Origin of the sequence: Ilyomonas limi, assembly GCF_005233845.1 — a bacterium.
Taxonomy (GTDB): Bacteria; Bacteroidota; Bacteroidia; order Chitinophagales; family Chitinophagaceae; genus Ilyomonas; species Ilyomonas limi.
The window spans coordinates 1-13,846 of the sequence record NZ_SZQL01000015.1 but is presented as its reverse complement, the minus strand read 5'-3'; the positions used below and the strand labels follow the sequence as shown (position 1 = coordinate 13,846).

General features: G+C 38.4%; 14 protein-coding genes. All 14 read right to left on the bottom strand.

Features of this window, described 5'->3' with window-relative positions; all coding sequences use genetic code 11:
* Positions 1 to 26: 26 nt before the first annotated feature.
* Positions 27 to 266 (bottom strand): four-helix bundle copper-binding protein, encoded by a 240-nt coding sequence (locus FC093_RS17070; RefSeq protein WP_240743351.1) that lies wholly within the window; start codon positions 264 to 266, stop codon positions 27 to 29.
* Between the two features lie 154 nt (positions 267 to 420).
* Positions 421 to 1,104, bottom strand: a complete 684-nt coding sequence (locus FC093_RS17065) for a DUF305 domain-containing protein (protein ID WP_137263024.1) — start codon at positions 1,102 to 1,104, stop codon at positions 421 to 423.
* Positions 1,105 to 1,201: 97 nt separating this feature from the next.
* Entirely contained in the window at positions 1,202 to 1,816 is a 615-nt protein-coding gene (locus FC093_RS17060; RefSeq protein WP_170971130.1) for a DUF305 domain-containing protein, read from the bottom strand.
* 72 nt (positions 1,817 to 1,888) lie between these two features.
* Positions 1,889 to 4,729 carry a multicopper oxidase domain-containing protein gene (locus FC093_RS24255; protein WP_137263022.1) on the bottom strand — a complete coding sequence of 947 codons (2,841 nt, stop codon included), beginning with the start codon at positions 4,727 to 4,729 and terminating at the stop codon, positions 1,889 to 1,891.
* Between the two features lie 209 nt (positions 4,730 to 4,938).
* Positions 4,939 to 5,400: a heme-binding domain-containing protein gene (locus FC093_RS17050; protein WP_137263021.1), complete on the bottom strand. Its 462-nt coding sequence runs from the start codon at positions 5,398 to 5,400 to the stop codon at positions 4,939 to 4,941.
* 3 nt (positions 5,401 to 5,403) lie between these two features.
* A complete protein-coding gene (locus FC093_RS17045) occupies positions 5,404 to 6,015 on the bottom strand; it encodes a DUF3347 domain-containing protein (protein ID WP_137263020.1) in 612 nt (203 codons plus the stop codon).
* Positions 6,016 to 6,097: 82 nt separating this feature from the next.
* A complete protein-coding gene (locus tag FC093_RS17040) occupies positions 6,098 to 6,580 on the bottom strand; it encodes a DUF3347 domain-containing protein (protein ID WP_206106605.1) in 483 nt (160 codons plus the stop codon).
* A 77-nt stretch (positions 6,581 to 6,657) separates the two neighbouring features.
* The gene (locus FC093_RS17035; protein ID WP_137263019.1) at positions 6,658 to 7,131 is read right to left on the bottom strand and encodes a hypothetical protein; all 474 of its coding nucleotides are present in this window, start codon (positions 7,129 to 7,131) and stop codon (positions 6,658 to 6,660) included.
* Between the two features lie 162 nt (positions 7,132 to 7,293).
* Positions 7,294 to 7,506, bottom strand: a complete 213-nt coding sequence (locus FC093_RS17030) for a heavy-metal-associated domain-containing protein (protein WP_137263018.1) — start codon at positions 7,504 to 7,506, stop codon at positions 7,294 to 7,296.
* A gap of 179 nt (positions 7,507 to 7,685) precedes the next feature.
* A complete protein-coding gene (locus FC093_RS17025; protein WP_137263017.1) occupies positions 7,686 to 8,339 on the bottom strand; it encodes a class I SAM-dependent methyltransferase in 654 nt (217 codons plus the stop codon).
* Between the two features lie 182 nt (positions 8,340 to 8,521).
* Positions 8,522 to 9,697 (bottom strand): porin family protein, encoded by a 1,176-nt coding sequence (locus FC093_RS17020; RefSeq protein ID WP_137263016.1) that lies wholly within the window; start codon positions 9,695 to 9,697, stop codon positions 8,522 to 8,524.
* A gap of 135 nt (positions 9,698 to 9,832) precedes the next feature.
* The gene (locus tag FC093_RS17015) at positions 9,833 to 12,265 is read right to left on the bottom strand and encodes a heavy metal translocating P-type ATPase (protein WP_137263015.1); all 2,433 of its coding nucleotides are present in this window, start codon (positions 12,263 to 12,265) and stop codon (positions 9,833 to 9,835) included.
* Between the two features lie 93 nt (positions 12,266 to 12,358).
* Entirely contained in the window at positions 12,359 to 13,411 is a 1,053-nt protein-coding gene (locus tag FC093_RS17010; RefSeq protein ID WP_137263014.1) for a sialidase family protein, read from the bottom strand.
* 2 nt (positions 13,412 to 13,413) lie between these two features.
* Positions 13,414 to 13,794, bottom strand: coding sequence for a helix-turn-helix domain-containing protein (locus FC093_RS17005; RefSeq protein WP_394347975.1), 381 nt, complete (start codon positions 13,792 to 13,794; stop codon positions 13,414 to 13,416).
* Positions 13,795 to 13,846: the final 52 nt, after the last annotated feature.

Below are 13,846 nucleotides of genomic sequence, written 5' to 3'. Positions count from 1 at the left end.
GTACACACCTGCATCTTTTATAGATGCTACTGATTAATGTGATTATTGCAAGCCTCGGCACATGCTCTGCAAGCTTCTGCACAAGTCCTGCAATGCTCCATACCCATACTGGCATGTTTTTCACATTCTTCAGCACAGGCGTTACAAACCTCAATACACTCTTTTAGGAGGTGATGCCCATGTTCGGAACCCCGGGCTAAAAGCGTAGCGGTGAGGCTGCAAATAGCTGCGCAATCCAGATCCAGCTTAATGCATCTGGAAAGCATTTTAACATCCTGTTCATCTAAGCAAACCGTAGCGCAATGATTACATTCGGTGGCACAATCGTAAAGTGATGTGATAATTTGGCGATGATTTTCGTGACTCATTTGTTTGATATTTATTGGTTAAGAAAAACTATTTGTTACAGGGCTACAGGTCTTACTTATTTGCAGACATCCAGCTTTTAAATTCATCGATCTCTTTGGTTTGGTCACTTATTCCCTTTTGAGCCATTTGTTTCAATTGTGCATTCATTCCATACGATAATTCGTCTTTAAACATCTTAACTGCACTTTCATGGTGAGGTATCATCATCGTTGCAAAATCTTTATCGGTATTACCAGTCATTTGCATACTGCTCATTGAAGCTTTCATATCAGTCATTTCTTTACTTAGTTGATCATGCTGCCCCATATCCATTTTCATAATCTTGTGATTTTTTACAAAATCCTTTAATTTGCTTTGCTCTTCTTTTTGCTCAGTAATTATCTTTTGAGCCATTGTTTTCATTTTTTCATCCTTGCCTGATTTAAGTTCTTCTTCGCTCATATCTATTGCGCCCTGGTGGTGTTCAATCATCATATTAGCAAAGTCCATATCAAAATCTCCGGACATTTGCATGCTGCTCATTTTGTCCATCATACTATTCATAGAACCCATCAATCCACTATTCATTGAATTGGTATTACCCATATCCATTTTCTTGTCCATTGTATCACTATTCATGTTACTCATTGTAGTAGTATCTGCTCCATTTTTGTCAGTTGCAGTACCATTGTTGCAGGCAGAGAAAAAAATTACTCCGGCTGTAAGCGTGATTGCTAATTTGATTTTGTTGTTCATGATGTTTGATTTTTATTGATTAAATTGAAAGAAACCTTTCAAGGAAGGAGAAGGTGCAGCTATGAAAATTGCACCTTCAATTGTATTTCGCCTGTTATTATCGCTTGTTAGCCTTTAACCAGTCTGCCAGTTCCTGTATTTCCATTGTTTGAGCCTTTATAATATTGGTAGCAATCATTTTTAACTGCTCATTATTACCGTGATGCAGATACGCTGATGCATTGTCTATGGCTGATTGATGATGCCATATCATCAATGTTGCAAAATCATTGTCAATATCACCTGTTATAAGCTGTACATCGGCGGCTTTACTCATTTTACCCATATTGTCCATTTGCTCCTGCATGAACTCCATATCCATATTATCCATGCTAAGTGTTGCTAATATGGATTCAAACTCCATTATCTCTGCTTGTTGATCGGTAATTACTTTTTGAGCAAACCTTTTGAGTGAATCATTTGCTCCATACTGCAGTTCTGCATTAGCCATATTTATTGCTCCCTCGTGGTGCATCATCATCATGTTTGCAAAATCAACTTCGGGGTCGTTTGTCATGGTCATGGCATTCATTCTGTCCATTACAGCGTGCATACTATCCATCATGCGGTTGGCATCATGAGCTTGTAAAAACTGATTGTTGTCATTACTTTTAGTGCAAGCCGCAAATATTATAACTACTGCGCTTCCTAATACTAATACTGTTTTTTTCATAGCTGTTCTTATTTTATTTGATGTTAAAGATTTGATATGCGTGTTCATAAGAGAATGGATTAAAAAAGTACATCAATATGTTATTGTAATACCTGCACCCCACCCCATGTCGCTATCATAGTGGCTGGAAAGATTGACGTATTTTGTAATGATGTAACGCATGCCGAGGGCGTATTCCTTGTCTGTATTAACCATGAAGTTGGCGCGAAGGCGTGGTGTTACCGGAATATCTTCCCGCATTAACTGAAAACGCAATTTGCCATAGAGGTCCGTACGGAACTCAGATATAACATTCATTGGCAATAAATACTGGATGCCTGCTGTTATCGTGCTACGATTATTTTTATTACTTAACTGACCAAGCATATTGTACTTATCATTGCCAAAGATGTTATTCCCCATTATTCCTTTTTTAATTTCCTCCCCGTTCGGTCCTACTCTTTTGTAGTGATAATCATAACCAATAAAAGGTCTCCACCACTGCATTCTGCCGAGGTATCGCCCTACTGTAGTTTCGCTTTCCTCGCCATGCTCAGGATGAAGGCCCAGGTGCCACGCCGTAGCAATTGTATTGCGTGTATTTGATAGCATAGCCATACCATCGCTACCGGCGCTTTCAATGCCTATCCTTGCCATTGAATGGAAGTGGCGGTCGTCTGAATTCAATTTACGTTTAGCTAAACTGGCACTTGTAATATCAGTTTTATCTACCAGCGTATCCTGGTAACTAAACACCCGACCCATGCCACTCATCATGTGGTATAAAATATGGCAATGGAAAAACCAGTCGCCACCGGGTTCTGTTGCAGCAAATTCTATGGTGTCCCGCTCCATAGGCATAATGTCTATGATGTTTTTCATAATAGAGTAATCTCCCTGTCCATTCAATAGCCTGAAGTCATGTCCGTGCAAGTGCATCGGGTGGCGCATCATAGTATTGTTATACAGAATGATCCTTACGTTCTCACCTTTTTTTATTAAGATTTTATCTGCTTCTGAAACCACTTTGTTGTCTAAACTCCATACATAACGGTTCATATTACCAGTTAATTCAAAGCTTAGTGTTTTCAACGGCCCGGGGCGCAGGGTGGTCTTTTCAGGTGCTTTAAGCATTGTATAGTTTAGGGTTACAATATCGCTGCTTGTGTTACCCATGTCCATGCCCTCCATACTATTATCCATCTTCACGCTACCCTTTTCATCTGCTTTGTTCTTCCTGTTTTCCGTTGTCCCATTCATGGACATTGTGTTGTCTGGGTCATTTTTGCTTTCGTTCTTCATATCCATGCCTTTCATGTCCTGGCTGGCTGTATTGTCTGTTTCACTGCTGCTGGTTCCATTGTCACCTTGTGAACCTTTGGTTTTGCCTTTATTTTCGTAGCCGGTTATCTCAGGGTACATAACGGTGTTCATGTCCATACTCTGATTGGACATTTCCATGCCTTCCATTTGTACCATGTTACCCCGCATATCCATCATGTCATTCATCATCTTCATGCCGGCAAAGTATTTGAGCGTGGGCAGCTTTGCCGCTGGTACTTTTGGCCCACTGCCCAGCCATAAGGAGGCTGATTTGGTACGATCTTCAGGCGTAACTAAAAACTCATAACTTTTGTTCTCAGGAATAGTTACGACCACATCATAGGTTTCGGATACTGCTATTATCAGCCTGTCCACTTCCACCGGCTCTACATCATTACCGTCCGTAGCTACTACTGTTATTTTTCCTCCTGAATAAGTAAGCCAGAAATAAGAAGAAGCACCTCCATTTGCAATGCGCAATCTTACTTTATCTCCCGCCTTAAATTCCGGATGGCTACTTTGATTTTTTGCGTTAATTAAAAAATTATCGTACGCGACATCACTTACATCCATAGCCAGCATGCGTTTCCATTCGTTGGTAAGTTTGGTTTTCAAATGGCCCGTTTTTATCGCTTCCGAATAACTTTGTATGGTGTTTTTCCTGATGCCAAACCAATCTGTTTGATTGTGAAGACTACGGTTTACCTCACGTGGGTTCATATCTGTCCAATCGCTTAGCACAACTGGTATGGTGGGAATATCCCATTCCTTTCTTTTATTCATGATAAAAGCGCCATACATACCAATTTGTTCTTGTAATCCCGAATGGCTATGATACCAGTGGGTGCCATGCTGAATGATAGGAAACTTATACAGGTATGTTGCGCCAGGCTTAATAGGCATTTGAGTTAAAAAGGGTACGCCATCCATTTTATTAGGCAGAAACAGTCCATGCCAGTGGAGCGAAGTTTCTTCATTCAATTCGTTGTGTACCCATATCTCTGCGGTATCACCTTCGGTAAATGTAAGTGTAGGCATAGGTATCTGCCCGTTCACTGCAATAGCACGTTTTGGTTTTTTGCCAAACATTACAGTGGTATCTCTTATGTATAAATGGTACGTTACAGTATGCGGAGGCGTATTATTGACAATTGTTTTTATGGGTCCTAAATTTACTTTTGGCATATCCATATTGTCCATTTTCATATTGCCTATGTTCATTGTTTTTCCTCTGGATGAATCGCCTGACATTTGCGTATTATCATCCATATGTATACTGTCTTTGGTGTCCATGCCCATCTTCATTGGCATAGATGTATCTTTAGACATGTGCATTTTACTGCTGCTATTTGCTGGCTTGGCTACAGTTTTCGATTTTTCTTTTACCAGCTTCATTCCGCACTTTGGGCAATTGCCTGGTTTAGGAGAATGAATTTCCGGGTGCATAACACAGGTGTAGGTTACTTTTTCTTCAGATTTATTATCATTACTTTTTTCACCCGTTTTCTTTGTTTCGCTTTTGGACATCGGCATTTTCATTCCAGGCATTTCCTGTGCAAAAGCAAAGGAATACAGCACCAAGCCAAAAGCTATTAAGACTATTCTTTTCATTTTGTTCTTTCTATTTTTTTACTTTCAACATACTTGCATTAATGATTATAACTGTGGTACTCACAATCATCAAACATCGCCGGCAGCAGGTTGTCCTAATGCTACCGGCTGATGTTTGATAATATTCATTTGCAGCAATCTTTTTTTCGGATAAATATTGCTTTGAAAATTTTAATTAATATTCTCTTTACTTCATTCATATACAACCTCTACTTTGCCGAAAGACTGTCTTTTGTTTTCATTGCCCAGTTGATGATTAATGCTTTTTCATCCTTTGAAAGATTGGCATTTTTGTGCATCAGCATATAAGAAGATAGTGGCATTTCACCATCATTTATCTGACTTGCTATTGATTTTAATTTGCTCTTCTGCCGCCTTGTTGTGTATAAACCAAACTCACTAAAATTAAGTTCCGCCTTGCCGTTTTTAATATGGTTTGCCATTAGCCAGGCCATTGGTTGCATATTAGAATACCATGGATAGCTGGTGTTATTGCTATGGCAATCATAACAGGCATTCTTTAAAGCAATCTGAACGTTATCGGGAACGTTATAGATTTTTGTAATATCTGTTGACATTATCTGGGTGCTTTTGTTATGAGCAGGTTGTATAAATTGAATTAAAATAAATACAGCCAATAAGGGCAACAGAACTTTTTTTACCAGGCTCATGGCTTATTTCATTTCTTCTTTTACTTCGCCACAGGTTGGCATTTTCTTTCCGAGATATGGATTTTTAATTTCTTTTGTTTCACTTAACCAGAATGCGCCTTTATTATCATTGTACATAGGGCAAAAGTCTTTATACAGGCTTTGACCTGCACCATACTCTTTTACCATATCATACAAATCCTGGCTTAACATATCAAAATGCTCACGCTGATGATCTATCTTACCTGCATTTTCACCAATATGCTCTGCATTTTCTTTCATCGCACTTTCCATGTCTTCATAATCTTTCTTTTGTTCAGCAGTAAGAGAAGATTTGTCAAACTTTTGCATGGCAGCCACTACTGCTTTACCGCCATTCGCCGCTTCTTTGCTATCGTCATTTGCTAACGCATTTTTTAATTGCAGGTAGCCCGTAACAATTTCCTTGATTGATGCTGCATTGTTTGTTTGCGTATTGCTCGCTTGCCCGCTTGTTTCGTTTGATGCAGCAGGCATTGTTGATTGGGAAGTATCTGCAGTACTATTACTATTATCGGTTGATGGATTATTTCCGCTGTTGCAGGCAGCAAAAGCTATTACCGCTATAGCTGTACTCACGATAAATAAATTTTTCATATACTTTTTGAATAATTAGTGAAATGGTTGATGCAATACAGTCAGGAACATATAAATTCCTGGCTGCTACAATAGAAAATGATTACTGATTGATTGTTTCAACGACTTTGCCACAGGTAAGCATGGCGCTACCGAAATAGGGATTTTTAATTGTTTTGTCTTTGCTAAGCCAATAAGCCTTCTTCATAGGGCAATAGGCTTGATAAACAGGCTGATCAGTAAGCTTGCCAGCTTTAACAGCGGCTACCATATTGGAAGACAAACCGGTGAAATGTTCACGCTGATGTTTAATATCTTTAGTCTCTGCAATGCTATTTGCATCTTTTAACAGAGCAGAAATATTGCTTTCGGAAATAGCTTTGGAATCAGTACTGTTTAAGGCTTTTATAAACTCCTGTGCACTCAATGAAGCAGCATTAGCATCATCTGTTACCAAAGCATTTTTAATATTGTAATAGAGAGAAAGTAATTGAGAAGATTGAGACTGTTTTGCACTATCCTGAGCAAAACTATTTTGGGTAACTGCCAATACAAAAACGGCAGCTATAAGAAATAACTTGTTCACTTTAAAATGATTTAATGTTATAGAAAATAATTACATACATGGGAATGCCATGCAGACAGAAATAACATTAAATCAAATCATATCTGGAAGGATTGGATAGCTATGCGAATGTCTGGTATGGGAGGATGGTAACTTCGGACAAATTGTTTAATGTCGTTGGTAATACCAGTAGAAGGAAGAATTTCAATATTATAAAAAGTAGAAACTAAGGCTGTAAAGAATACCGGATGAATACCGCTATAAGCTTGTGGAACCGATTTGTCAAGTTGTGCAAGTTTCGTTACTTTATCCTTGCAGCAATTATTGTCATCTTTGGAGGTTTGGTTGTTTGCTTCGTCATGATGATGTGAAACAGGCTGATTATGATGAAGATGTTTACTACCATCAGCATGAACGTGCTCAGTAGTCTGTATTGATTCATCATCTTGGTGATGATGTGAGTTAAAGCCCATATCGATGCCTATGGCACAAGCAAACCCCACCACCATGTTCAACGCGAATACGGTAAGGAGGAAAACTGCTTTTAATTGTATGGAACTATTCTTTTTCAAAAAATTTGGATAGTACTCTTTAAATTACACTTTTTCTTAAACAGACACTTTATAACTACAATAAGCTACGAAATTTAATCTTGCTAAGTTTCTAACAAAATTAGAACTATTTGTAAAATAACAAGCCGGGCAAAAACCTTGCCCGACTTTATAACACTTTGTTTAGGATAGTTTTTCAGCTTTGTAACCAGCCTTGGCTACCGTATTAATAACATCTTCTTCGTTAAGGGTTTCCGTAGCTACAGATAGTACTTTTTTGGGATTTTGTGTATCTACTTTCCAATTGCCCTGACCTACTGTTTCATTTAATGCAGAAGTAACTTTTGCTATACAAGCGCCACACATAATGTTTGTCTTTAATTCTATCGTTTTCATAGCTGTTTATTTATATTTACAACGTAAAATTAAGTTGAGTGCGCAAGGTGGCTGTTACACAATTATTGATTTGATTTATACAATTTTGGGTTTGTTGTAATATCTTGAGCTACCCTTTCTATAAGGAGACAGGTATTCACCGTACTCTAAGATCAGTCCTTTCATTGCTTTCAAATGTTTTATATATTAAAAGACTTTATTAAATAAACTGTGCCATAGGCAGTACCAAAGCTTTGTGTTATTTTAACTTCCTGGAAACCTCCTTCCTTAATAAATTCAGGTAATAACCCAAGTGCATTTACCCTTGTGTTTTCTTCTCCGTCAAACCTGCGGAATATTGCAAATGCCAATTTGGTATATAGAGAACTGGCTTTTCCAAAATCCGCTATGTGAAACTCGCCTTTTGGTTTTAGAAGTTTAGGCAGTTGACCCAAAATTATTCTTTTCCGCATTGTAGATATGTGGTGAAATACCAAAGAAGATACAATCTTGTCAAAACAATGGCAGGCATTAAATGGTAAGTCCTCGCCATCGTATTTCTTCAGTTCTATAATTTCACCAGCTTGTTTTATTTTTTCTTCTGCTAATGATAAGACTTTATCATCTACATCAATTGCAATAATCCTTACACTAGGAAAATTCTTCTTTATCATAATAGAAAGCGTAGCAGTACCGCATCCAAAATCAAGGATTGTTTCATTTCCAGTTAAGTTTAATTGCTCAATTAGCGCTTGTTTTATTTTCTTCTCCGGAAACGTGATACCTAAAAGAAAGTCGTAAAATCCAGTTAGCCAATGATAGCGTAATGCAGGAATGTAGGATGAGGTTTTCATTAGTATCGTTCAGCTAATTGATGTTGTAACTAATAGCAAAGCGGATGAAATTTTTCAGAATGGCTTACCATTCATAAATTATTGAAGCTTCAGTTCTATATCCTTTTGGCATTTCAGTAGCGATTACCGGAGCAAATTTTATATGCTGACTAAAGGAATATGTTCAAAATTCAAATAAGAAGTTAGTGCAGTGTTCGGGTAACGCCTAAAGTCACTCCTGTTCTCATAATTGGCATACTTCCGATGCCCATACCACCTAACGGAACTTTAAAATAAGGTTCAATTCTTAAATGGTTGGCATTGTTCAACTTTAGCTCGTAACCTCCACTAATATTTAAAACAGAAAACAAATCATTTCCAGGGTTCCCGTAAGCTTTATTTTCACTATGTAGATTGCTTTGATGGTCAGCTACATAATTGTATTTTTCTTTTTTCATCAAGTAGGAAGATAATCCTGCAACAGCAAAAAAGTTTCCCTTTTTACGTTGATCAAAATCGTATTTAATGTTCAAAGGAACTTCCAACATAGTACAAGCACCATTGAGTTTAATAATTTTTTCATCATTTGAAATACCAGTTCCCGCCTTGTTAAAATACTCACCTGTACTGTAATAGTTCTTCTTAACAAAGTTCAACCCGCTTTCTACGGATAAGTGTTTCGCAAACCTATACGCTGTAATCAGTCCAAAGGTGTAGCCTATATTTCTAATCTTTTGAAATTTCACAGTGCTAAAATCAGGTCCTGCAGCAATGCCTATACTGAAATCCCTATGCTTTTCGTCCTTTGGCTTTACAACATTGTTCTTTACATATAGAATACTGTTGTTTTCCAGACTATCTATTGAAATACGCTTACTATCTGCTATAACAGAAGTATTCACTATTGAATCGCGAACAAAGCTTGTTTTGTTGTCTTTTTGTAACTCTTCATTTGAAATAAATTCTTGCTTATCAATTATAATACTTGTATTAAAGGATTCTGTCCTTTCATTTAAACTCTCTAAGGTAGAGCTTTGCTTTCCTTGATTGTGTTTTATATCCTTAACAGCAAATTCGTTACCGGCGTTGGTTATGCCGGCACTTCCAATAATTTTGGTAGCTTCTTTACTGAGAATCTTTGCTGTTTTATTTACTTTGAAATTCTTTTTGTTTTGAGTTTCTTCTGCCAAATTGCTATTGTTTTTAATAGGATCCACAACTCTTGTACATATTAGGATGAATGGTAATAGCAGCAATAGCCATATAAGTTTATTGTTCCTCCTTCTTTCATCTTTGAGGACATTGGAAATCTTTTCCCAGTCAGCGCTTGATGTTTTTAATGGATAATGTGCTGCTGCTTTACGGAATATTTTATTCATAGAGTCTTGTGGGTATTATGTATCCAACCCTAATTCAATTGATTTGAACAATACTCAAAGAATATACGTGATAGAAAAGATTTAGTTGCCTCACCTGATTGCAACTGGTAGGTTCAAGAAATAGCTTATTTTGAGTTAAAGGTGTTTGGACCTTAACCGCAAACTATTGCTCACGACACTCACAGAGCTTAATGCCATTGCAGCCCCAGCGATCATCGGGTTTAACAGAAAACCGTTTATCGGAAATAAAATACCTGCTGCAATGGGAATACCTATAAGATTGTAGATAAAAGCCCAGAACAGGTTTTGTCTGATAGCGGTAACTGTATATTTAGATAGCTGAATTGCCTGCGGAATTTTAGCAAGATCTGATGAAATAATGGTCATCTTCGCCACATCCATTGCTATGTCACTACCTCTTCCCATTGCTATACTTACGTCTGCCTGTGCGAGGGCATTACTGTCGTTAATGCCATCACCTACCATTGCCACTACTTTACCCTGTTGCTGTAATTCCTTTACAAAGTCGGCTTTATGTGCCGGCAGTACTTCTGCCTTGTAATGTTTTATGCCTAGCTGGGCTGCAATAGCTTTTGCAGTTGCCTCATTATCTCCTGTTAACATGTACACCTCAATACCAGATTGTTGTAAGCTCTTGACCGCATTTACAGAGGTTTCTTTTACCTTATCTGCAATGGCTATAGCTGCCAAAGCGGTGGTATGGTCTGCCAGAAAGATAACTGTTTTGGCTTCCCGCAGCCACTCATCAGCTTTTATTTGCAATTTTGGCGCAATGTGCATTCTCTTTTCCTGCATCATTTTATAACTACCCACATAATAGCTGTTGCCATTATACATAACTGATATACCGGCACCGGTAATACTTTCAAAATGGTCCAGTGCTACTTTCTGAACGTTTTTATCTTTAAAATAATGAGTAACAGCCTCTGCTAACGGGTGTTCTGACTGAGATTCAATAGTATATAATAATGAAGTTAATTCTGGAACGCCAGCTTCGGCTTTCCATATAATATCTGTTACAACCGGTTTGCCTTCGGTAATGGTGCCTGTTTTATCAAGAATGATTGCATTTACCTTTTTAGCCAGTTCCAAACTTTCCGCATCCTTAATCAAAATGCCGTTTTCTGCTCCTTTACCTACACCAGCCATAATTGCGGTAGGTGTTGCCAACCCCAAAGCACACGGACAAGCAATTACTAATACGGTAACCATTGCCAATAATCCCTGCGTAAAACCATTATCACCACCCAATATAACCCATACTATCATACTAAGAACAGCAATCAGGATAACTACCGGAACAAAGATGCCTGCAATTTTATCCACCAGCTTTTGAACAGGTGCCCTGCTTCCCTGCGCTTCCTGAACCATTTTGATAATTTGTGCCAGTACAGTATCTCCACCTACTTTTTCTGCTGTAAACTGGAAACTGCCTTTCTGATTGATCGTACCTGCAAATACTTTTTCACCCTGTTTCTTCTCTACTGGTATTGGCTCTCCGCTGATCATACTTTCATCTACAAAGGAATTGCCTGAACTTACCGTACCATCCACTGCTATTTTTTCTCCCGGCTTTACCAAAAGGGTGTCACCCACTTTTACATTGGCTATAGGCATCTCCATCTGGTGTCCTCCATGATTTACAACGGTTACCGTTTTGGGTTGTAAGCCCATCAGCTTTTTAATGGCGGATGAGGTGTTACCTTTGGCTCTTTCCTCCAACATTTTTCCAAGCAGAATGAAGGTAATCACTACGGAGGCAGCTTCAAAATAAACATGCGCATGAAGCCCTTTACTGTGCCAATATTGAGGATAAACAGTATTGAATACACTAAATAAATAAGCTACTCCCGTACTTAAGGCTACTAGTGTATCCATATTAGCAGAATGGTGCTTTGTTTGTTTCCAGGCATTAATAAAGAACTGCCTTCCAAAGATGAGCACCACCGGTGTTGCCAAAGCCCACATTATGTAATTAGCGAAAGGAATATTCATGAAAAACATTCCGATAACAACAACGGGGATGGAAAGCAGTATAGAACCAATAGTTTTCTTCTTTAATGTTTGAAACTTTTTCCGGTGCAATTCTTCCAAGCTCTCTTTAGCCTCTTCGCTTTCATCAATCATCAGGTCATAGCCAATGCCTTGCAGCGCTGTCCTCAATTTTTGAGGATCTGTTATGGTGGGAATATATTCAACCTGGGCAGTAGCATTGGCATAGTTGACAGCTACATGTACTACACCCGGCTGGCTTTCCAAAATGCTTTGTGAAGAGCTTGCACAGGAAGCGCAAGACATATTCAGCACCGGAAAGCTTTTCTTTACCGTATCTACATCGTAGCCTAAGTCACGGATAGTTTTAACAGCATTGGGCAATACTTCCAAATCGCCGTTTGTGTTGATAACTGCCCTGTTATTATTAAGTTCTACTTTATGCGCAATAATGCCCGGAACTTTGCTTAATCCCTTATCAACGATTAAAGCACAATGCTCGCTCTCCACGCCCTCCAAAGGGAGGGATATTACATGATCATTTTCTGTTGCCATATCCAATTTATTTTTGGTATGACAAAGCTACTGCCAGCCTTTGGGCGGGCTGTTACACAATTATGGATAAGATTTGTAAGATTTTTGAATTTATTATAATTGAACAATAGCCGCATGTATCTGCTTCTCATTCTCCCAAACACAGGCAATATGCTGATTATCTAATGCCTTTAAGACAGGCAAGCTTCCTTTACCAAGTACTTCACTTTGTCCTCCAGGTTTCATAATCACAATGTCTCCGTTATCAGTCCAGGCGTAAACGTTTTTACCATCTACTGTCTCCAGTGTGCATCCCCTTCCTTGTCCAATCTCTTTTTCAACTGAATTTGGCATTGCGGCATACACTTTGCTTTCTCTCCTCCAAACCGTTTGTACCATTCCTTTTTCATCAACTGCTAAACCGCCGCCATCCATCGGGCAGCCATTCAGCTTCCAGGTGCCGATTCCTAATTTTTTTGCTACATCAAAATGATTACCATCCGACGATTGAGCCAGGTACAAATCCCTGCTACCTTGTAGCCAGTTCCTAAACATTACGTAAACATTGCTTCCTTTCACAGCAACAGAAGGTTTGCAGCACTCACAAACGGTTGTATCAGGAGAGGTATAGACCATTACATTCTTTGACCAGATTTTACCACCATCGCTTGACTTTGCTCCATAAATTTTATTTCGCTTATTGCCTCTTACATCAAGCCATACAGCAAAAGCATTATTACCATCCGCACTTAATGCCATAAGTCCTTCTTTTGCAATGGTATCTACATCATTCACTCTTTTACCCTGTACCCACGCCCCTTCATTCTCTTTGTAAAAGGAATAAATATTACCTAACGATGTACAGGCAGTAATGACTATCCCACCTTCCGTAGCTGCAATTTGCGGTCCTCTTGTTGCAAACGTATATACGTGTGGCAGCACTGAAACCAAAGCAGGCTTTGAAAAAGAGGCTGCATTATCCGATGAATAGCAATAGAGTATACTATCGCCACTACCATACACTAAATGGATGTTATTGTCTTTGTCCTTTACCATATTAGGCATCTGACCTTGTGCAACAACAAAGTCATGTTTAGTTTGGATTTTCTTTTCAGAACAAGATGAAAGTGCGCAAAGAAATAAAAGGAAAGCAAGCATTTTTTTCATAGTTATACTTTATCTAATGGTTTACGTTTGTTTTGTCCTACCTGTTTGAAATGACTTGGGGTAAGTCCTGTTACTTTTTTGAATTGATTGGAAAGATGTGCAACACTACTGTACCCTAATTTATACGCAATTTCGCTAAGGCTTAATTGATCATAGATGATAAGTTCCTTTACTTTCTCAATTTTTTGATTGATGATGTATTTTTCAATGGTAATGCCTTCTACTTCTGAAAACAGGCTGCTTAGGTAAGAGTAATCTTTGTGCAGTGATTTGGATAGGATGTCGGAAAAGTTGTGATGTTCTTCGTCCTGTTGTATCCACCCCTTATAAACTGGACAAAGTTTGAAAAACAGTTTGACTTTTTTGCTGGTGTTGGTATCCAAAGATAGCCGGCTTTTGGTTATTAAATATTTTATCCACTAAACGGCTCTCTTC